A 20,546-nucleotide genomic window follows, 5' to 3' on the forward strand; every position below is an offset into this window, starting at 1 on the left:
AATGGCCTGTTCGGGCCCGCCCCACGGTTCGGGATCTTATCGGCGCCCCGGGATCTCGCCACCAATGGGGATCCCCACCTGGAACATCACCGCCCAGGACGATCTGTCGATATCCGTCACCTCCACGCCCAGAACCTCCTGGTCGTCGTGGAAGTATTCGGTGTATTCCGCCTGGATATTATAGAGCAAACCATAGCCCAGATTGATCGGCAGCGGGATCTGCCCGCCGACCGTCAGACTTTCACCGTCGATATCAAACTCGGCCGGACCGCTCAGTTCGAGATCATCAATAAAATTGTATCGCACATAGACCGGCGCCCCCAGACCGCGCGGCGCACCTTCCGGCATGTCCATAAACCCGTCGAGCGGGATCATCGCCCCCACGACCGGGCCCACACCCCAGCCTTCGCCGGAAAACCCGTCCTCGTCGAAATCCACGTCACGATAGGTGACATCCACACCGTAAAAGAACAGGGGATAGGTCGTCCAGACGGGCTTGATAAAGCGTGCCTGGGCCATGAAGCCGTCGTAATCGGTATCGTTCAGTTCGCCACTCTCATACCCCACGGACAAGCCAATGGCGTAGGGCGGCAGCTCTGTCGCCGCGTCCTGGGCCTGGGCGGTGCCCACAAGCCCGACACCGGTCAGACTGGCAACACACACTGCAATCCTGATCTTCTGCACGACACTCTCCTCTGCTGCGTGACGCAATAGAGGTAGGCAATGCTCCCGCACTGCGGGACCGGGAAAAACCGCCTAAGGGTTATGCGGGCTCACGCCTCGGCCCAGATCCACTCTTCCGCGCGCTCGCGCACAGCCTCTCGCCGGACCTTCCAGTCAGGCATCACCCGTGTCACCTGGGCCCAATAGGCCGGGGAATGGTTCATTTCGACCAGATGAGCCGCTTCATGGGCACAGACATAATCGATCAGGTCTTCGGGAAACCCCATCAATCGCCAGTTCAGTCGAATGGTGCGATCGGAGGCACAACTACCCCAGCGTCGTTTTTGATCCCGAACGACGACCTTTCGGACGGATTGACCCAGGGCCCGGGCATAGGCTTCCACCTTAGGCGCCATCAGCCGTTCACCCTCCCGCTTGTAGTGGCGGACCAGAGCATTGCGGATCGTCGCGCGACGCAGCGGCCCGGTCAGTTCTCCATCCACCGATACCGTAATGATATCCTCCTGCCGGGTGACCCGCGTGCGCACGCCTCGCTCAACCAGGCGCAATTCAAGCTCACCGCCCAGCCAGGGCAAACGGTCACCCGTCTCAAACGCCAGACGCCGGATCTGGGGACGCGCTTCCCACTGGGCGAGCTTGGCGCAGATCCAAGACGACTTGCTCTGCAGGGCGGCTTCGATCTCTTGCCGCGAGACCCGCTCGGGTGCAGTCACGCTGAGACCGTCCGCCCCGATGGCAAAACCGATTGTGCGCCGCCGTGAACGCTTGAGACGAAAGGCAACCGGCTGCCCGAGTAAGACGACGTGTTCTACTGACATGACGCTGTCAGGGATCTCCTCGCGCTGGCTTGAGCTGATCGGCCAAACATGATGGCTGGTCAGGCCGTCTGGAGACTCCCATGCCTGAACCGCTCAAAAATCTATACTCCCGCGACCTTATCGACCAGATGGGCGCGCACATCCAGCGCGTCCACAGTAACTTTGATGCCCGAGCCTTTGCTCACCAGGCGTCTCACAATCTCGAACAGCTTGAGCTGAAACAAAGATCCGAGCAGATCCGCATCGCGTTGGATGCGCATTTGCCCGCCCGGTTTGAAGAGGCGGTTGAAATCCTCCTGGCCGCGCTTCACCCGGACACAGAGGTCGAGCTCTCCGACAAGAGTATGGATCCGGACGGCATTCGCGGCTGGGCAACCATGCCGCTATCGGATCTGGTCGGGTTACGGTGTGAGGAGAATTTCGAACTGGCCCTGTCGGTCCAAAAAGCGCTGACCTGCCGTTTCAGTTCCGAATTCGGGATCCGACATCTCATTCTCGCCCGCCCGGAACAGGCCATGGCCGAACTCGAAAAATGGGCGCACGACACCAATTATCATGTCCGCCGCCTGGCCTCGGAAGGCTGTCGACCCCGTCTGCCCTGGGCCATGCAATTGCCAGACTTTATCCGAAATCCCGCGCCCATCCTGCCGGTTCTCGAACCACTCAAGGATGACCCCTCGGAATATGTCCGTCGTTCGGTTGCCAATAATCTCAACGACATCGCCAAGGACCATCCCGACACGGTCGCGCAAATCGCCAGCACCTGGATGACCGGGGCGAGCAAGACGCGTGAGAAACTCGTTCGCCATGCCTGCCGCACCCTCGTCAAACAGGGACATTCCGGGGCCATGGCAGCCTTGGGAGTCGGCCCTGCGGAGGTGGAGACGGCTCCGCTCACCATCCATACGCCGGTCGTACCGTTTGGTTCAGCCCTGCGCTTCAGCGGCGCGATACAATCGACCGCGGCCCGGGAACAGACCCTGATTGTGGATTATGTGCTGCATTTCAAGAAGGCCAAGGGTGGTACCGCCCCCAAGGTTTTCAAGTTGAAGACTCTGACCGTCAAACCCGGTGAGCGCGTGGTCCTGGAGCGCAGCCACCCCATCCGTCCGATCACAACCCGGCGCTATTATGCCGGTGTGCAAGCTGTGGAATGGCAGATTAATGGCCAGCCCCAGGGGCGTCACACCTTCGAATTGACAATGACCGACACCGAGACTGGCTAGTCGATTGTCAGGAGGTCGGCGCAGATCGCTTCCAGCCCGGCCTTGTCATCAAGATCAAAGGCGCCGAATTCGGTCGAGTCGACATCAAGGACCCCGGCAAGCTTGCCGTCCTGATCAAACACGGGAACAACGATCTCCGAATTGGAGCGGCTGTCACAGGCGATATGGCCGGGAAAAGCGTGCACATCCTCGACCAGCTGGGTTTCACCGGACTCCGCAGCGGCACCACACACACCCTTGCCAAAGGGGATGCGCAAACAGCCCATCGTGCCCTGATAGGGGCCCACGACAAGTTCACGAGGCTTGTCCTCTGCGACCAGGTAGAAACCCGTCCAGAAGTAACGATTACCGAACATTTCGCGCAGCAAGCAGCTGGCGGTCGCATAACGCGCCGTGCGGCTGCTCTCACCGGCAATCACCGCCGCGATCTGTTTGCGGACATCGGCATACTGCTCGCTCTTGCTCTGGCTCATCGTTTCAATCCTGATCATGAGGGGGTTGGCCTGCGCCCCTGCCGGGGCTGAGCGGGAATGTGGCCTCTCAACGGGCAAGTTCAAGCCCGCTTGGCAGACACGCCTGTGTTACGCGTTGAGTCAGTCAGCACGCTACCAGCGTACAAACCCGCGCAGGGACTGCTGTATCGTACGTTCCAGCATACGGTCCGGTGACGACGCGACCGTGCCATCATCGGAGGGTTCCGTGGTTGGCGGTGCCGTACCACCATGCTGTTCCTGCTGCTTGGCCAGGGCCTCATCTTTTTCAATCCGCGTATTGATCATGCGAATACGCGCGTCGACATATTCGTAGACGCTCTTCATGAGATCATCCTTGAGCGTGACATTCACACCCAGATCATGCGCGTCCTTGGCCGATATCGCCTGACTGTGGGACATCTTGCCAGCAGACAGGTGATCCGCCAGGAAATTCTCGGGCTTGTCCTCAGCCTTGTGGTGCTCGTTGATAATCTCTCGGGAGACCTGTTTGGCATACTCTTCGTATTTGCCGGCCTCGTGCGCGAGCAGGACAAACAGGTCCTGCGTGGCCAGAATACCCTTTTCATCCACCAAATGCTTGTAGGCCTCAGCCGGAAATGATCCGAAAATCGTGTCAATCGGACCCAGCGACGCCGACCGCCCCATGACGATCTTATCGCAGGCCAGGGCAATCATCGTTCCGCCTGACATCGCCACGTAGGGCACATAGGCCACGACACGGTCCTTGCGGATCTTGGACTTGCGCAAATGATCCTTCAGCGCTGTCGCCAGCATCTGAGCCGGACGAGCATATCCCCCCAGCGTGTGCAGGATCACAATGATACGCGAATGCTCGTCGACCTCACGGATGACCGACATGTTTTGAAGCGCTTCATCGAAGGCAATCTGTTGCTCGGCCTGATCCCGACCCACAAAATCATCGCCCAGATCATGGATCAGGTCGATAACCACCGTATTGTGCTTCTCCAGCTTTCTACGGGCATCGTCGAGATCATCTTCTGCCGTGTCGTAATCGCGCTGACGCTTCTCATTCAATGAGAGGTATTTCTTCTTGCGCTTGGCCTGTTGGCCCGCATGGCTGACACTGGAAATGGCAAAGCCGAGCATGACCGACGCGATCACCGCGACGACCACTACACCAATCCAGATTTCGGTCTGGTTGAATTCCGGCATGCAATCCCCCTTGTGCCAGATCCCGGACAAGAAGGCGTCTCACGTCCTGACCGACTCCAGCGTGAGCATATTAACCAAACATCAACCTTGAAAACAACGCGCTGGAGGCCCGAGTGAGCAGATGCAACACACAACCAGCGCGTTCTTTCACACGACTGTGTCTTTTCTGCCAGCGTTCGGGCGAGCATCCGGAGCCCACGCGTTCGTCAAACCGGTCCAATTCGCACCCAATGATTCGACTATACGGCCTTGACTGTACCGTCTGGACGGTTTATGTGCAGTGCACAAGATGTTCACGGACTGACCCTGCTGCCAGTCCGGCGCTCCGAGCGCCTGCTTCCGAGCCGGGCCCGCCTCTGCGTCACAATCAGGACGAAGACTTTCATGAGTGAAACAGACGACAGCCCGGCCCGTTCGACCCCCGATCGGATCCTTGATGCGGCAGAGAATGTTGTCTCCACGGAAGGCGGCGCGCGCCTCACGATTGATGCGGTCGTGACGGAAAGCGGTCTGTCCAAGGGCGGTGTGCTCTACCACTTCCCCAACAAGACCGCCCTGCTCAAAGGCATGATGCAGCGGATGATTGATGTCTTCGCGAAAGACCTCGACACGATCCGCGCCCGGGCTGAAACGGCGGGCGAGCCGATCCTGCCCGCACTGATTCCGGCGATTATTGAGCATCGTTACAATAAACCCGATGTATCCATGGCCATTCTGGCCGCCTCGGCAGAACAGCCCGACCTCCTGGACCCGGCACGCGCCTACGTCTCGGAGTTCATCGGACGCACTGTTGCAACCTGTCCGGACCCGACACTTGGCCTGATTGGCTTTCTGGCCCTCGACGGGCTCCTTTTTTCTCGAATTCTGGGCCTCGATTATGTGACGCCCGAACAGGAAACTGATATCCATCAACGCCTGATCGGCTTGATGCAGGAGATGTATTCATGACCCGCCCCCTTTCTCTCGCTCTGTCTGCGGCATTGGCCCTGACGCTGGCCGCGTGTTCCCAGCCCGAGATTGAAACCGAGACGCCCGCACCGCGCGTGCTTCTCCAGACCATCGCCGACAGTGACGCCGAAACCGAGATCAGCTTCGTTGGCCGGGTCGAGGCCCGCCAGGCCGTGGACCTCGCTTTCCAGGTGGGCGGACAGCTTGCCCGGATTGATATCAGCGAAGGTGATGCCGTGACGGCGGGTCAGGTCGTGGCCCAGCTTGATCGCACCGATTTCGACCGCGCTGTGCGCGAAGCCCGGGTCCAGCTGGACCAGGCGCGCACGGACCTCACCCGCCAGCAAACTCTGTTTGACCGGGGCATTGCCTCCCAGGCCGCACTGGACGACGCGCAGACCGAGTTCGACCTGCGCGAGGTCTCCCTGGCCAATGCCCGCCAGAATCTGGACTACACCTCGCTGCGGGCGCCCTTTGATGGGCTGGTGAGCCGCCGGATTGTCGACACGTTTACTGTCGTTTCTCCGGGGCAGCCGGTGATGCGGATCCAGGACCTGTCTGAACTGCGTGTCTCCGTGCCGGTGCCCGAATACCTGATCGCCAATGTGGATAGCGAGGATGTCGTCCAGAGCTGGGCCACCTTCCCCTTCCTGCCGGGCCAACGCTTTGAACTTGAACCGCGCGAAACCGTGACAGAAGCCGACAGTGCCTCACAGACCTATCGTGTCATCCTGGCCCTGCCCAATGACATGCCAGCCAATATCCTGCCGGGCATGACCGCCTCCGTCACGGCAGAATTCCTGCTCGACGAAAACGAGATCCACATCCAAATCCCGATCAATGCGGTGGCCTATACGCCGGAGGAGACCCCGCAAGTCTGGGTCTATGACGCGGAAACCGGCACGGTTGGCAAACGTGATGTCGAACTCAATGGCCTGGTAGAGGACGAAATCGTGGTCCTGGATGGCCTGGCCCCGGGCGAACGCATCGTCATTGCCGGCATCCACGCCCTGCATGAAGGCATGAGCGTGCGTCCGTTCGAAGAGGAGCGCGACTGATCATGACGTCCTCTGCCTCTCCGGCCATGTCCCTGGCACGGCTGTCCATCGAACGCCCGGTTTACACCTGGCTCATCATTCTCACCTGCCTGTTGGGCGGGCTGAGTGGTTTCTTCGGCGTCGGGCGCCTTGAAGATCCCGCCTTCACCATCAAGGAAGCCATTGTCTTCGCGCCCTATCCCGGCGCCAGCGCCGAGGAGGTGGAGTCCGAAGTTACCGAACTCCTCGAGATTGCCATCCAGCAGATGGCGGAAGTCGATCGCATCACATCAGAAAGTTCACCGGGCCTGGCCGAGATCCACGTGACCGTCGATGACACGCTTGACGGCCATGAATTGCCCGAGGTCTGGACCAAATTGCGGGCCCGCGTGCGCGACGCTGTCAGCGATCTGCCGCCCGGCGCCGCCCCGCCTGTGGTCTATGATGATTTCGGCGACACCTATGGACTGTTTTATGCGGTCACGGCCGATGGGTATTCCGATGAACAGATCCGCGACATCGCCCGTGATCTGCGCCGCGAATTGCTGGTTGTCGAAGGTGTGGCAAAGGTCGCGGTTGATGGTGAGCCGGAAGAACGCATCTTCATCGAGATCTCGCAGGACGAGCTCTCACGCTTCAACCTGTCCTATCAACAACTGCTCTCGGCCGTGAACCGCGAGAATGCGGTGATCATCGCCGGCTCGATCGAGCGCGCCGGGCGTTACATGCGCTTCGAAGTGCCCCAGACGCTCGACGGGATCGAGCCGATTGAAAACACGCTCATCACGCTGGGCAATGACGGCGATACCCTTCGCCTGTCCGACATCGCCACGGTGAGCCGTGCTCCGGCCGAGCGCCCTCAGAACTTCATCTATCATAACAATCAACGCGCCTTCACGATCGGCGTCGCCGGTCAGACTACTGCGAACATTGTGGATGTCGGTCATGCGGTGGATGCCCGCCTTGCCGAGCTGTCGGCTGAATTGCCGCTGGGTATCGAACTCGAGCCGATTTACCAGCAGCACGTCGTGGTGGACAACGCGATCAATGACTTCCTGATCAGCCTCGCCATGTCCGTGGGTATCGTGATCGGCGTCCTGTGTATCTTCATGGGATGGCGCGCCGGCCTGACCGTCGGTTCGGTATTGCTGCTGACCGTTATGGGTACGTTCTTCTTCATGAACATGTTCGCCCTGGAGATGGAACGCATTTCCCTGGGCGCCCTGATCATCGCCATGGGCATGCTGGTGGATAATGCCATCGTGGTGACTGAGGGCATGCTCACGGGCGTTCAACGGGGCAAACGCCGCCTGGACGCCGCTGTGGATGCGGTTCAATCCACGCAATGGCCGCTGCTCGGTGCAACAGTGATTGGCATCATGGCCTTCTCCGGCATTGGACTGTCACCCGATGCCACAGGCGAATTCCTGTTCTCGCTATTCGCCGTGATCGGCATTTCCCTGCTGCTGAGCTGGGTGCTCGCTGTGACCGTGGTCCCGATGATCGGCTTCTATCTGTTCGAGGCCGAACGCAAGAAGGCCATGGAACGCGATGACCATTCCGACATGGAAGCCGATCTGTATTCGCGTGGCATGCTCGGACGTTATGCCGGGCTGCTTTCGCTGGCCCTGCATCACCGGTGGGCTGTGCTCGGCGGCCTGCTCATCGTGACCCTGGCCTGTTATGTCGGCTTTGGTTCGGTGCGTAATTCCTTCTTCCCGAACACCAATACACCGATGTTCTTTGTCGACCTTCAATATCCCGAGGGCACAGACATCCTGACCGTCAACGAGGCCGCACAGGCTGTGGGTGAGTTTGTCGGGGAGCAGGACGAAACCGTCAGTTTCGACACCTTTGTCGGCGCTGGTGCCACGCGTTTCATGCTCACCTACACCGCCGAGCAACCCAGTGCTTCCTACGCCCAGATTATCGTTCAGACCGCCAGTCTTGACGTTATTCCCGACCTGGCGGACCGGATCCTTGAGCATGTGGGTTCAGCCCACCCGGATGCGGAGATCCGCGCCACCCGGATCGTGTTTGGCCCGCCGGCCGGCGCCAAGCTGGCGGCCCGTTTCTCCGGACCAGACGCGAATGTCCTGCGTCAATTGTCAGAGGAGGCCATGGAACGCCTCTATAGCGACGCGGATGTCCAGGATATCCGCACAGACTGGCGCAATCGGACCAGCGTCATCGTTCCCGAGATGATCGAAAGCCGCGCCCGTGCGACCGGGGTCACACGCGAGGATATCGGGGCGGCCCTGGCCTATGCGGCGGATGGCAGCCAGGTGGGGCTCTATCGCGATAATGAGGACCTGATCCCGATCATCGCCCGTGCTCCGGCGGGTGAGCGCGGTTCTTCCCACCAGCTGGGCGATCTCCTGGTCTGGAGCAATGCCCAGCAGGCCTATGTACCGATCAGCCAGGTCGTCTCGCGCTTCACCATCCAGAGCGAGGACGCTCTTATTCAGCGTCGCGACCGGGTGCGCACCATCACCGTGCTGGCCAATCCCCACGACGGCGAGACGGCCATGGAAGGATTTGTCCGCTTTGCCCCCGTGATCGAAAGCATTGATCTGCCGCCGGGCTATACGATGGAATGGGGCGGTGAATATGAAAGCTCAGCGGACGCCAATGAGGCGCTGGGCGGACAATTGCCGGCCACCTTCATCATCATGATCGTGATTTCCTTCCTGCTGTTTGCCAAAGTGCGTCAGCCGTTGGTCATCTGGTCGATTGTGCCAATGTCGCTCAACGGCGTGGCCATAGGTCTTCTGGCGACCGGTGTACCGTTCAGCTTCACCGCGCTGCTGGGGCTGCTGTCCCTGTCAGGCATGTTGATCAAAAACGCCATCGTTCTGGTGGACGAGATCGATCTGCGCATCCGTCGGGGCGATGATCCGTTCCAGGCGGTGCAATTCGGTTCGGCTTCACGTCTGCGCCCGGTCCTATTGGCCGCCAGCACGACCATTCTGGGCATGGCTCCCCTCTTCTGGGATGCCTTCTTCCAGGCCATGGCCGTGACCATTGTGGGCGGTCTGGCCTTTGCATCGATCCTGACCATGATCGCCGTCCCGGTGATCTATGCCCTCTTCCTGGGCATTCGCCCGGCGGGTCAGTCCAAGGCTGAACCCACCCAGGAGGATGCTGCGGCCTGACAGCGCCGTTAAGCTCGGCTCGACATCGTCAGGCTTGACCCCATGGGCCGCAACCGGGACTTATGTTTCATGTCTCTTATTGCGGCCCATAATATCTTTGACCTTCGGCGCATGGCGAAACACCGCCTGCCCCGCATGGTGTTCGACTATATCGATGGTGGCTCGGATGATGAGCGCACCTTGCGCGCCAATAACGACCGTTTCGCCGATTATTCGCTGATCCACCGTGTGCTGGTCGATGTCAGCGAGGTCGAAACCCGAACACGGGTGATGGGCGATGAGATGGCCGCCCCGCTCATCCTCTCGCCCACGGCCGCACAACGTCTATTCCATCCGCGCGAGGGCGAGCTGGCCGTGGCCCGCGCCGCTGCCCGCTACAATCTGGCTTATGGGCTCTCGACCCTGTCCTCGACCCCGATCGAGACCGTGGCAGAGGCGCACACCGGACCCAAATGGTTCCAGGTCTATGTCTGGAAGGATCGCGATCTTGTCCTGCAATCCCTCGAGCGAGCGCGATCAGCCGGCTTTACGGGACTGATCCTCACCGTTGATCTGCCGGTGGCCGGCCATCGGGAACGGGATTTGTACAACCACTTCTCCATTCCCCCCACGATCAATCTATCGACCATCGGCCAGGCCCTCTCGCGTCCGGGCTATCTGCTCGACATGGCGCTTACCCCGCGCATCGCCCCGGCTCAATACATAGACATGGACCTGCAGGGCGAAGGCATCATGGCCTTTCTCAACCGGCAGTTTGACCGCTCCCTCACCTGGGAGGATGTGCGCTGGATGAAAGAGGCCTGGACGGGCGCCTTTGCGATCAAGGGCATCGCCCGCCCGGATGACGCCCGGCGTGCCCTGGATGCGGGTGCGGATGCGGTCTGGATTTCCAATCATGGTGGGCGACAGCTGGATACCGGCCCGGCGACGATCGATCTTCTGCCCGCGATCACAACCGCCGTGCGCGGACAGGCCGAGATCATCCTGGATGGCGGCATCCGCCGCTCAACAGATATCATCAAGGCGCTCGCCCTGGGCGCGGATGCCGTGGCTGTCGGCCGGGCCTATCTGTACGGATTGGGCGCGGCTGGACAGGCCGGGGTCGAGCGGGCGCTAGGCCTCCTCACCGAAGGTCTGGAGCGTGACATGGCCCTGTGTGGCGCCCGTACGCTCGCCGAGATCACGCCGGATCTCATCCATTCCCTGCCGGTGAGGCCAATGAGTTGAGACCGGCCCAACGTCTCAGACACCAGACACCGATAAGGGACATACCGATCACATAAGGTTCCTGGCTGTTGTCATAGTGCGGCAACAGGGCAAATGCCGCCCATTCGGCAATATCGAGAAGAATGACGACAAAATAGGCGATATAGGCCCATCGCCGACGTCGGAGGGTCACCCACCAGGCCGCCAGAATGAGCAAATCCAGCAGGATGAAGCTGATCAAGAACGCGGTGGGCGTCAGATCAACAAAATTTGCAAGATTGACCTGTCCGGCGATCTGGCCGTCATACAGGCCCGACCAGGTCAGAAGAATCAACACCGTCCATGTGGAGAACCAGGCCGTAAAAACGCTCTGGATGACCATGCCGGCCCAATAATATCCGCCACCTGCCATACGACCCCCGAACATAGTCTCATGACGATACCCGATGTCACGGCCAGTGCAATGCTCTTGTCCGGGAAGTGAATGGCGATGTTCGGCACTGATCTGCGGGTTAGAGAGGCTTATCGGCCGCCGAGCCGACGTTCCAGATCCTGGAAATACGTCTGCATATCGCGAATAAGGGCAGAGCGCTGACGCTGGACTTCGCCCGGTCGCATCGCCTCGCCGTCCTGCAATTGCTGGATCCGATGACGAATGGCCGCGCCGTCGACTGCGGTCTCGTCCAGGACATCCGGAAACTGGGCAGAGAGGATCGCGTCAATCTGGTCGAGCTGGCGCAAGGCCAGGTCGAACACCGGGAGGGATCCCTGCCCCTGCCCCAGGGTCTGGAGATGATCGGCCGCCAGACGAAAGACCAGCGTATCGGTCTGTGCCCAAAGATCATCAACACGTGCGGTCTGAGACATGGCGTCCTCCTGAATAGCCACGGTCTGCGGGCCCCAAATCACCCGGTACCAGTGAGCCGCAAGGGGATAAAGCAAGCCTTAAGATGACGCCAAAAACGTCGATGCGACGCGGAAAAACACCTTGGCCTGTCTCGCAGTGCAAAACCGAGACAGGCAATGGTAGGCCCGGAGGGACTTGAACCCCCAACCAAGCGGTTATGAGCCGCCGGCTCTAACCAATTGAGCTACGGGCCCCCGATGCTCTTTGGAGAGGCGAAGAGATAGGCAGTGCACCGGGCGATTGGCAAGGCCCGGCTGCACGCCTTGGTCAGCTTGATCTCTGCTGGACCTGACGCGTCAGTCGTCATCCCGCTGCGCGTCGCCGGTGGATTGCGTGCCTGATTTGCGCGGCCCGATCCGGAAGATGATCAGGTGGGCCAGCACGATCAGCAGCAGGATAATCCACTCGGTCCGGTCCTGCAGCCAAAAATCCGGGCTGGCGATTGTCGCCCGATAGGACGCAGCCATGCGATGAAACCCGCTATCAGGCTCCGGCACCACGGTCGCCACGGTCGTGGCAGCGCCTTCCGGGCTGATGAAATCATACCCCATATCACGCAGGCCTGTGACCAGCTGGTCCAGCTCCTGTGTGTCGAGATACCAGTGATAAAAGAAGCCGGCATAGGCCTCACGCAGCACCAAATTGCGCCGGGCCGTGGCCAGCATCTCGTCTACAGAACGCCCGTGAATACTGCCATCGGGAGCAAAATTACCCAGTGTTTCCGGCAGGATGATATCACCGCGGATGTCCCGCACTGGATAGGGGAAAAACTGTTCGCCATAGATACCATGGCTGTCGCCCTGGCCTTCCGCCTCACCACCGAAATACAGCACGCGCTCGAAACGCACCGGCATGAATTCACTGATGGCCTGATACGCACTCAGGGATCCGGCATAATGCGGGAAGGTGAAGATGAAGGGGCGCGGCAAATCCGCAGCCTCCCAGCCCTCCAGACCCGCATTCATGGTCCGGCGCCAGCGATACAGGGTGTCGTCTTCCACGGGCGCATCCAGAACAAACTTGCCCTGGCCGTCCAGGCTCGCCTTGAAGAATTCATAATCCTGGCCACTGGGACCAAAGGGGTTCATCTGCTGGTCCAGCTGATGCGTGTGGCCATGCATGATCAGCGTGCCCCCGGCGCGCACCATGTCGCGCAAAGCCCGCGCCACATGCGGCCGGTCCTGCAGGGTAAAGCTCTCGCCCACGCCGTTGTTGTACATGCCCTGAGGGTCGCGATACGTATCATACACCGTTGCGGAAAAGGGCAAGGCCGCCTCTTCCATATAGTGGGCCATGACCCGCAATTGTTCGGGATCTGCCTCGGGGCCAATATCCTCGATCCGCAACAGCGCGTAATGACCGCCGTCGGCCTGTGGTGCCAGCGCCCGGGACAGGATGTCAGTAAAGACCAGATAACGATCATCCGTGCCGGCATACGCCATCGGGCTTTCCGCCACATAGGTCAGGGCGCCGGACCGGATCGCCCAGGGGCGGGTTTCTCCGGTGGATGTACGCATTTCCGCCAGAACGTCCACACGGGTCGGGTCTGTCACCTCGATCGCCGCCATGGTGTGTGTGGAGTCAGGATTGCGTGGAAACCGCTCGCCCGCATAGAGAACTTCATTGAAGTCCTCACCCGTCACCTGTTCGGCCAGCCAGCCGGCCTGGGCAAAGGAGTTGGCGACGGGACTGGCAACAGGGGCGGAGGACTGCAGGTCATCGGGACCGCCCTCGATCCAGATCGTCGTCTCTTCAGAGGCCACGACGTCCTCGATCAGCGCCGCCGGCAGCTCGGGCTCCCAGGCGGTGTTGACCACGACCAGGGCGTCATGGGCATCGCGATCATCCGCCTCGTATTCGCTGATCCCCATCAGGGCCGCTTCGGCATGGCGCCCCACCAGATTGGCCACATTCACGGCATGCAGCGCGCCGTATTCGGCACCCTCGCCCGTGTCTGGATAAAGCACGAGCACAGACGACGGATCTGTGGCGTCGGTCTGCACCAGACCGTCCCCCTCATCCGCGATAAGTGCTCCATGCAAGGGATATAAAAATGCTGCCGCCCATAACGCGACCAGGATCAAGATCCTCAACATCATCACTACACCAAGCCCCCTCGGTGCCTTCTGCTCTCATGGCCCATGGTTAAGAATGAGAGAGGCTTCCGGCCAAACCGGGACGCAAATGCGGCGAAAATGGGCCATGCCGGGTCCATTTGGCGGCGCACGCGTTCAGCAAGTATTCAGGCTGCGCTGAGTGTGCTGGACGTCCGTCAAACGGGCACACGCCCGACGCGCAGTCATTGATGCGACACGCCGGATCCTTATAGTTCGTTTCACACGGACCGAAGGGTCCAGATCGTGATCCAAGGAGTTTCCGATGCGACACATCTTTCTCGCCGCTTCCACCCTCGCCCTGCTGGCCGCCCCGGCCTTCGCCGATGAGGATAGTACCCACGGCACACTGACCCTGTCCGCACAGGCCGAACTGGCTGTGGAGCCGGAATTTGCCAGCCTGAGCGGCGGCGTGGAAAGCCGTGGGGACACCGCTGCGGCGGCTGTGCGGGCCAATGCCAATGCCATGGACCAGGTGATGTCCAGCCTGCGTCGCGCCGGGATTGCCGGAAATGACCTGCAGACCACGCGCCTGTCTGTGACGCCCGAGTATGAATGGATCGAAAACCGGTCCCAGCGACGCCTGACCGGCTATGTCGCGCGCAATACCGTCACCGCACGGATCCGGGAGCTGGACGAGACCGGCGATGTCATCGACGCCATGGTCTCCGCCGGTGCCAATACGATCGACAGCCTGACGTTTGGCGCAGACGACGTTGCCGACGCCATGGACGAAGCACGATCGAACGCGCTTGAGCGCCTGCTGGAGAAGGCGAACCTGTTCGCCTCGGCGACAGGACAAGAGCTGTGCGGCATCAATCATCTGCGCGAAGGCCAGGCCCGCACACCCGTCCAGCCCTATGATGACGTCGCATTTCGCGCGGAAGCGAGTTTGATGGACAGCGCCACCCCCATCGCTGCGGGTGAATTGAGCCTGTCCGCCACCGTGTCCGCCGAATTCTGCATCCGGCCCGCTGACTAGGCGCAAACCCCAGCTTCAATGCAAAGAGCCCGGCCAGGCCGGGCTCTTCTTGTATCAGCGTGTTGTATCAGCGTGTGTCACCGCACGAACTCCGTTCACCAAGGCGAACCGGAAAACGGGTCCTGATCGTCGCAGAGACGCGATATCAGGCCGCCTTGGGCTGGCTCACGATCTGATTGTGCTCGTCAAACAGAACGACGGTTGGCTCGAAGACTTCGGCTGCGGCCGCATCCATCCCGGCATAGGCCACCACGATGATCCGGTCGCCGGGCTGGGCGAGGCGCGCCGCGGCGCCATTGATGCCAAACGTGCGGCTGCCGCGCGGCGCCTTGATGGCATAGGTGGTGAAACGCTCACCATTATTGATGTTGAGCACATCAACCTGTTCGTTTTCGAGAATGCCCGCTGCGTCCAGGAAATCCTGGTCGATTGAGATCGAGCCTTCATAATGCAGATCGGCCTGGGTCACGACGGCCCGGTGAAGCTTGCATTTCATCATGGTGAGGTGCATGGCGCACGACTCCTTACTCAACGTGTGCCGTGCACATACGGTGGCTTCGACATTTTTTCAATAATGAACGCTGTGTGACGGCCATGCACAGATGTGGTTCAGCCCTGCGCCCTCACACTCCATTTCAATCCTGACCGGAAGTGTTGGCCAGTTGTCACCTGGTTCTGGTAAGCTACCGGTCATGAAGCGGGATGGGAGGGGTTCATGAGACGAACCTGTGCGTTCATTGTGTCGGTGAGTTTATTGGCGCTGAGCTTGGCACCGACAGGTCTGGCGGCTGTGACCGCCCAGACCTCACAGCAGGACCCGAGCCCCGGCACATCACCCACCACTGGACAAGTGCCCTCGCTGCAAGCTACGCCGATACAGACAACACCGGTACAGATCGACCCCAATCAGGTGCAGGCCCTGCCCTCGCGCACCTTGCAGATTGATCCCGAAGTGCTTCAGCGCTTCCAGGCCGCGCAGAACGAAGAGCCCGACGAACGCGATCCGCGCGCTGTGCCCGTTGACTGGAACCGTGTCTCCACGGACATACAGATTCAGCAGCGCCAGTATTTCAACCCGACGGTGGGCAGCGAGATTCAGATTCGCCCGTTCATCCTTCCGCGTAATCCTGATGCCGGCAATGCACCGGTGGCACGCCTGCCCATCCTTATCCCGACCCTGAGCGCATTGGGCATTCGCCAGGACGCACCGGCCTTCCTGTTTCCCCAGCGCTATTTCTACACCTATTCCGTGAGTGATAACGGCCTGCTGGTGGAGGTTTTCGGTACACGCCTGGCGCATAATCGCGCACCGGACGATCGATCCGGGCGGCGCTTGCGGGTCACCGATGGCGAGGGCCTTCGCGTTGAGCGAACCGAATACGGGTTTGATGTCAGTTTCAACCGCTTTGGTGTCGCCTACACGGTGACCGTTGAGTGTGACATTCCACGCGCCGATACACGCTGTACGGGCGAGACGTATGCCCGAGACCTTGCCCGCACGCTGTATATCGCCGGCGGAACGCCGGATTAGGGAGGCTGAACTTGTCCCGGACTGTCGAAAAATCCCTCGCTGCCATCATCGCCGTCGCGGGTTTCGCGGCCGGTGCCCTGTATTGGCCGGAAGACAACCCGGCGCCCTCCGATCCGGCTCCGCTTCCCGCGCCCGAAGACCCGGTGGAGCCCGAAGAACCTGCGGAACCTGAAGCACCCGCTGAGCCTGAAGCACCCGCTGAGCCTGAAGAGCCTACGGAACCTGAAGCGCCTGCGGAACCTGAGGAGCCTGCTGAGCCCGAAGAGCCCGAAGAGCCTGCGGAACCTGAGGAGCCCGCCGAACCGGCAGAGCCCGCTGAGCCCACCGATCACGCCGGTGACGTCTTCACCTGGCTGCCAGCCGGTGATCTGGTTGAAGACAGTGGCACCGGTCAGACCGTGGCTGTGAATTATGTACCGGACATGCGTTTCCCGATGGAGATCGCTCGGGCCTTTGCCAACAGCCAGGTCTATGGCGCTGGAGGGTATATGGGCCCGGCCGGTGGCCAGTGTGCCGACAGCAATTACAGCTATGCCTGGCGTGACAATTTCTGCGAGACGCGCGGGTATGGCACGCCGATGTGTCCGGCGGGTACGGGCCACCAGGGACAGGATATTCGTCCCGCCACCTGTACCGATGCCGTCCACTGGGCGGTGGCCGCCGATAGCGGCACCATCACCTCGATCGGCTCCTATTCCGTGCGTTTGATGAGCGATGACGGCGTGCGCTACACCTATCTTCACCTGGACAAGAGCGCGCTTGAAGTGGAGGTCGGCGATACGGTCTCAAAAGGCGATCGGATCGGTCTGGTGTCCAATGAGTTTGGCGGGACAGCCACCACTATCCACCTGCATTTCGAGATCCGCATGGCTGTTGATACAGGTGGTGGTGCAATCGAGAATACACATGTGCCGCCATACATGGCTTTGGTTGAAAGTTATCAAAGGCTTATCGATGGAACGGACAGCTGAAACTCCGCTTCGGACAACCGTATTTTAACGTCACTGCGCTAAGCCTCCAGACTGTGTTCTGGAGGATTGGCCGTGGATCGCCGTTACTTGCTGCCGTTTGCATCAGCTCTGTCGTGCCTGGTTTTGTTTGCGTCTGTCGCAGGATATCTGCGCGCACGTGAAAACTATGCAGCCGCCCTGAGGCTGAAAGAGATGGCCGACCATGTCGCCACCACACTCGACACCCGCATCACCACAGACATGGATATTCTCAACCGCATGGCCCTGCGCTGGTCTCTGGCCGGGGGGACGGAGGAAGCCATCTGGCGTGTCGATGCCAACAGCCTGGTGACATCGAGACCCGAAATTCGTGCCATTTCCTGGGCCGATGATCGTTTCCGCGTCCGCTGGACCCAGACCAGCAACGGGGCTTCGGGCGCTCGTGGCATTGATTTACGCTACGAAGAACGGCGCGCAGACGCTGTCGAGCGGGCCGTCGCCACCCGGACATCGCAGACAACACACGCCGTGACCCTGTTTGACGGACAGACGGGGTTTCTCGCCTTCTATCCGATCTTCATTGATGACACACATCAGGGAACGCTGGTCAGCGTGCATGAACTACAAGCCTTGATGGATCTGGTCGTCCATCCCGATATCGCGCCGCTCGCCCAGATCACGCTGCACGAAACCGGGCAGGTGGTGTATTCGGAAGCCGATACGGCCCGGGGCACACTGGCCATCGAGCGCATCATCGAGTTTCCGGGATCGGTGTGGATTCTGGAGGCGCGCCCGACACGCCAGCTCTATCGACAGGAGCACTCCGCCGTTCCACTCATTCTGGTCCTGATGGGATGTGTCACCTCGATCGCGGCCGGCTTCGCCGTTTATGCGCTGCAACGGGCCCGGGCGCGCCGCGATCGCCTGATGAAAGAGAAAGAGGCCGCGCTGGAAGAATTGCAGACCAGTGAGGAACGCTTCTCCCTGGCGGTTCAGGGCTCGGCCGACGGTATCTGGGACTGGAATATCGAAACCGGTGACACCTTCTTCTCACCCCGCTTCAAATCCCTGCTGGGCTATGAAACCGACCGGTTCGGCGCACATATCACGGCGTTTGAGGAAGCCATCCACCCAGACGAGAACGCCCATATCAATCGCCGCCTCGGGGCGCACCTCAAACATGGCGGCGAGTTCGACGAACACTGTCGCCTGCGCTGCGCGGATGGCCGGTTTCGCTGGTTCCGCCTGCGCGGCACCGCGGTCCGCGCCAATGGTCGCGCTGTGCGGATGGCCGGTTCCATCTCGGACATCACGGATCTGGTCGACGCGCGCACCCAGGCTGAGGAAGCCAACACGCTCAAGAGCGAGTTTCTGGCCAATATGAGCCATGAGATCCGCACCCCCATGAATGGTATTCTGGGCATGGCCCGGGCTCTGGAAAACAGCGCGCTGGAACCCGCCGACCGGGACCGGGTTGATCTGATCGTGAAGTCGGGCGACACGCTGCTGCATATCCTCAATGATATCCTGGACCTGACCAAGATCGAGGCCGGACAGCTGGATCTTGAAAACACTGATTTCACGCTCGAACAGATCGCCGAACGGATTGAGGCTCTGTATGCCATCTCCGCCCAGGAGAAAGGCCTCAGCCTGACTGTGCGTCAAACGGATGAAATCGGCCGTGTCCGCGTCGGAGACCCGCTGCGCCTCAGCCAGATTGCCAGCAATCTTCTGTCCAACGCGATCAAATTCACCGATGCCGGCGAAGTGACCCTGGAAATCGGACCGGATCCAAGCGCCAAAGACCCCGCTCACGTCATCATGACCGTCACAGACTCCGGTATCGGCATGACTGCGGATCAGTGCCAGGCGGTGTTCGACAAATTCGTCCAGGCCGACACCTCAACCTCGCGCCAGTTTGGCGGTACAGGTCTGGGCCTGTCGATCTGTCATGGACTGGTGACCCAGATGGAGGGCATGATCGAGGTCGAAAGCCATCCGGGCGAAGGGACGCGCTTCACGGTTCATCTGGAATTCCCGCTCTCAACCGGGGAGGCCGTCCACACCTCCGCACCGGTCAATGATCTCAGCGATGCCGACCTGCTGCGCGAAGGACCGGTACGTCGCATCCTTGCTGCTGACGACAATCTGACGAACCGCCTGGTGGTCAAGGCCTTCCTTGAACCGCTCAATGTCGATCTCGTGGTGGTGGAGAACGGCGCAGAAGCCCTGGAACAGCTCAAGACCAGCGAGTTTGACTGCGTGCTGATGGATATCCAGATGCCGGTTATGAATGGCGAAGACGCCATGCGCGCCTTCCGACAATGGGAAGAGACCGAGGGCCGTCCGCGCACGCCGATCATTGCCCTCACCGCCAACGCCATGGTGCACCAGATCCAGCATTATACGCAGAGTGGTTTCGACGCCCATGTCGAGAAACCGCTGGTCCCTGAAGTGCTTCACCGTACATTGCGCCAGCTCATCCAGCGACGCAGCGTGGTCCAGGCCAGTCGCGGCGCCGCCTAGGCCCTGATAAGGCGGGTCAGGTTTTGGATGGAGCGCGCCGGATCCAGTCGCGATTGCGCATCACCAGAAAAACCGGGACCACGACCAGAACGGCAATCATCAAACTCGTCATAAAGTACGGGGGCAAGACCATTTGCGCCTGGGCTGAAAGCGGAAAAACCCAGCGGCGCAAAACCACGAGGATCAGAGCCAGAATGTAATAGATCAGCAGCGGATAGGTGTTGAAACGGCGCGCGAGCGGGAAGCACATCCATCGAACCAGCCGAAACATCAGCGCTCTCCCATAAGCTGACACACGACCTCACGCCGATGCGGCGCGCAGCGGTGCTCGAACAGATAAATCCCCTGCCACGTCCCCAGGAGCGGACGTCCCGCGTCCACCGGTATACCCAGCGAGGTGGCTGTCAGGGCCGACTTGATATGCGCCGGCATGTCATCGGGGCCTTCTGTTGTATGCCAGAGCCACGCCATGGACGGGTCATCGGCATCGGGCACAAGGCGTTTGAAAAATTCGTTGAGGTCGCGCTTAACATCCGGATCGGCATTTTCCTGGATCACAAGAGAGCAGGAGGTGTGACGCACAAAAACCGTCAGCAATCCCTCGCGAACACCGCTGGTCTCAACCCACTGGCGCACCTCATCAGAAATCTCGTACAGGCCAGGGCCGGAGGTTGATACAGTCAGACGGGTCAGCGGCATGGAGAATCCAGGGGCGGGTCACACAGAGGGCTCATAGCATCATGATGTGGTGGAAGACGCAATGCACCGCCCCGCCCGCAGGACGTGCACGATGAC

The 20,546-nt window shown here is 60.5% G+C and carries 19 protein-coding genes and 1 tRNA gene; 9 read left to right on the forward strand and 11 right to left on the reverse strand.

Annotated elements, in window-relative coordinates; all coding sequences use genetic code 11:
* Window positions 1–36: 36 nt before the first annotated feature.
* A complete protein-coding gene (locus tag RMQ97_RS10735; RefSeq protein WP_413660875.1) occupies window positions 37–684 on the reverse strand; it encodes a hypothetical protein in 648 nt (215 codons plus the stop codon).
* Between the two features lie 89 nt (window positions 685–773).
* Window positions 774–1,502, reverse strand: a complete 729-nt coding sequence (locus RMQ97_RS10740) for a M48 family metallopeptidase (RefSeq protein WP_413660876.1) — start codon at window positions 1,500–1,502, stop codon at window positions 774–776.
* A gap of 80 nt (window positions 1,503–1,582) precedes the next feature.
* On the opposite strand from RMQ97_RS10740, the gene RMQ97_RS10745 reads away from it, so the two are divergent.
* Entirely contained in the window at window positions 1,583–2,728 is a 1,146-nt protein-coding gene (locus RMQ97_RS10745) for a DNA alkylation repair protein (RefSeq protein WP_413660877.1), read from the forward strand.
* Here RMQ97_RS10745 and RMQ97_RS10750 read toward each other — a convergent pair.
* Complete coding sequence (locus RMQ97_RS10750; protein WP_413660878.1) at window positions 2,725–3,201, reverse strand: GAF domain-containing protein; 477 nt, start codon at window positions 3,199–3,201, stop codon at window positions 2,725–2,727. The genes RMQ97_RS10745 and RMQ97_RS10750 overlap by 4 nt on opposite strands.
* A 132-nt stretch (window positions 3,202–3,333) precedes the next feature.
* Window positions 3,334–4,395: an SDH family Clp fold serine proteinase gene (locus RMQ97_RS10755; RefSeq protein WP_413660879.1), complete on the reverse strand. Its 1,062-nt coding sequence runs from the start codon at window positions 4,393–4,395 to the stop codon at window positions 3,334–3,336.
* A gap of 384 nt (window positions 4,396–4,779) precedes the next feature.
* Between RMQ97_RS10755 and RMQ97_RS10760 the strand changes: the two genes are divergently transcribed.
* The 4 genes from RMQ97_RS10760 to RMQ97_RS10775 all read left to right on the forward strand — a co-directional run bounded on the left by RMQ97_RS10760 (window position 4,780) and on the right by RMQ97_RS10775 (window position 10,762).
* Window positions 4,780–5,343, forward strand: a complete 564-nt coding sequence (locus tag RMQ97_RS10760) for a TetR/AcrR family transcriptional regulator (RefSeq protein ID WP_413660880.1) — start codon at window positions 4,780–4,782, stop codon at window positions 5,341–5,343.
* The gene (locus RMQ97_RS10765; protein ID WP_413660881.1) at window positions 5,340–6,401 is read left to right on the forward strand and encodes an efflux RND transporter periplasmic adaptor subunit; all 1,062 of its coding nucleotides are present in this window, start codon (window positions 5,340–5,342) and stop codon (window positions 6,399–6,401) included. The genes RMQ97_RS10760 and RMQ97_RS10765 overlap by 4 nt, the downstream gene beginning before the upstream one ends.
* A 2-nt stretch (window positions 6,402–6,403) precedes the next feature.
* Entirely contained in the window at window positions 6,404–9,535 is a 3,132-nt protein-coding gene (locus RMQ97_RS10770) for an efflux RND transporter permease subunit (protein ID WP_413660882.1), read from the forward strand.
* 69 nt (window positions 9,536–9,604) lie between these two features.
* Window positions 9,605–10,762 carry an alpha-hydroxy acid oxidase gene (locus tag RMQ97_RS10775; RefSeq protein ID WP_413660883.1) on the forward strand — a complete coding sequence of 386 codons (1,158 nt, stop codon included), beginning with the start codon at window positions 9,605–9,607 and terminating at the stop codon, window positions 10,760–10,762.
* Here the strand turns inward: RMQ97_RS10775 and RMQ97_RS10780 are convergent.
* From RMQ97_RS10780 to RMQ97_RS10795, 4 genes are all read right to left on the reverse strand, one after another.
* Window positions 10,728–11,168, reverse strand: coding sequence for a hypothetical protein (locus RMQ97_RS10780; protein ID WP_413660884.1), 441 nt, complete (start codon window positions 11,166–11,168; stop codon window positions 10,728–10,730). The two genes, RMQ97_RS10775 and RMQ97_RS10780, sit on opposite strands and share 35 nt — an antisense overlap.
* 95 nt (window positions 11,169–11,263) lie before the next feature.
* Complete coding sequence (locus RMQ97_RS10785) at window positions 11,264–11,608, reverse strand: hypothetical protein (RefSeq protein ID WP_413660885.1); 345 nt, start codon at window positions 11,606–11,608, stop codon at window positions 11,264–11,266.
* Window positions 11,609–11,765: 157 nt separating this feature from the next.
* A tRNA-Ile gene (locus RMQ97_RS10790) sits at window positions 11,766–11,842 on the reverse strand.
* A 102-nt stretch (window positions 11,843–11,944) separates the two neighbouring features.
* Window positions 11,945–13,690 carry a DUF2334 domain-containing protein gene (locus RMQ97_RS10795; protein WP_413660886.1) on the reverse strand — a complete coding sequence of 582 codons (1,746 nt, stop codon included), beginning with the start codon at window positions 13,688–13,690 and terminating at the stop codon, window positions 11,945–11,947.
* A 337-nt stretch (window positions 13,691–14,027) separates the two neighbouring features.
* On the opposite strand from RMQ97_RS10795, the gene RMQ97_RS10800 reads away from it, so the two are divergent.
* A complete protein-coding gene (locus RMQ97_RS10800; RefSeq protein WP_413660887.1) occupies window positions 14,028–14,744 on the forward strand; it encodes an SIMPL domain-containing protein in 717 nt (238 codons plus the stop codon).
* A gap of 145 nt (window positions 14,745–14,889) precedes the next feature.
* On the opposite strand, the gene panD is transcribed toward RMQ97_RS10800, so the two are convergent.
* Complete coding sequence (gene panD / locus RMQ97_RS10805) at window positions 14,890–15,255, reverse strand: aspartate 1-decarboxylase (protein ID WP_413660888.1); 366 nt, start codon at window positions 15,253–15,255, stop codon at window positions 14,890–14,892.
* A 204-nt stretch (window positions 15,256–15,459) separates the two neighbouring features.
* On the opposite strand from panD, the gene RMQ97_RS10810 reads away from it, so the two are divergent.
* From RMQ97_RS10810 to RMQ97_RS10820, 3 genes are all read left to right on the forward strand, one after another.
* Entirely contained in the window at window positions 15,460–16,275 is an 816-nt protein-coding gene (locus tag RMQ97_RS10810; RefSeq protein ID WP_413660889.1) for a hypothetical protein, read from the forward strand.
* 11 nt (window positions 16,276–16,286) lie between these two features.
* Window positions 16,287–17,246, forward strand: coding sequence for a M23 family metallopeptidase (locus tag RMQ97_RS10815; protein WP_413660890.1), 960 nt, complete (start codon window positions 16,287–16,289; stop codon window positions 17,244–17,246).
* A 72-nt stretch (window positions 17,247–17,318) separates the two neighbouring features.
* Window positions 17,319–19,751: an ATP-binding protein gene (locus tag RMQ97_RS10820; protein WP_413660891.1), complete on the forward strand. Its 2,433-nt coding sequence runs from the start codon at window positions 17,319–17,321 to the stop codon at window positions 19,749–19,751.
* Between the two features lie 16 nt (window positions 19,752–19,767).
* Here RMQ97_RS10820 and RMQ97_RS10825 read toward each other — a convergent pair whose 3' ends face one another.
* Together RMQ97_RS10825 and RMQ97_RS10830 are read right to left on the reverse strand one after the other, a co-directional pair.
* Window positions 19,768–20,022 (reverse strand): hypothetical protein, encoded by a 255-nt coding sequence (locus RMQ97_RS10825; RefSeq protein ID WP_413660892.1) that lies wholly within the window; start codon window positions 20,020–20,022, stop codon window positions 19,768–19,770.
* Window positions 20,022–20,450, reverse strand: a complete 429-nt coding sequence (locus tag RMQ97_RS10830) for a secondary thiamine-phosphate synthase enzyme YjbQ (protein ID WP_413660893.1) — start codon at window positions 20,448–20,450, stop codon at window positions 20,022–20,024. Before RMQ97_RS10830 ends, RMQ97_RS10825 begins: the two co-directional genes overlap by 1 nt.
* Window positions 20,451–20,546 lie beyond the last annotated feature (96 nt).

The sequence above is a fragment of the Maricaulis sp. D1M11 genome (assembly GCF_047308265.1).
Classification (GTDB): Bacteria; Pseudomonadota; Alphaproteobacteria; order Caulobacterales; family Maricaulaceae; genus Maricaulis.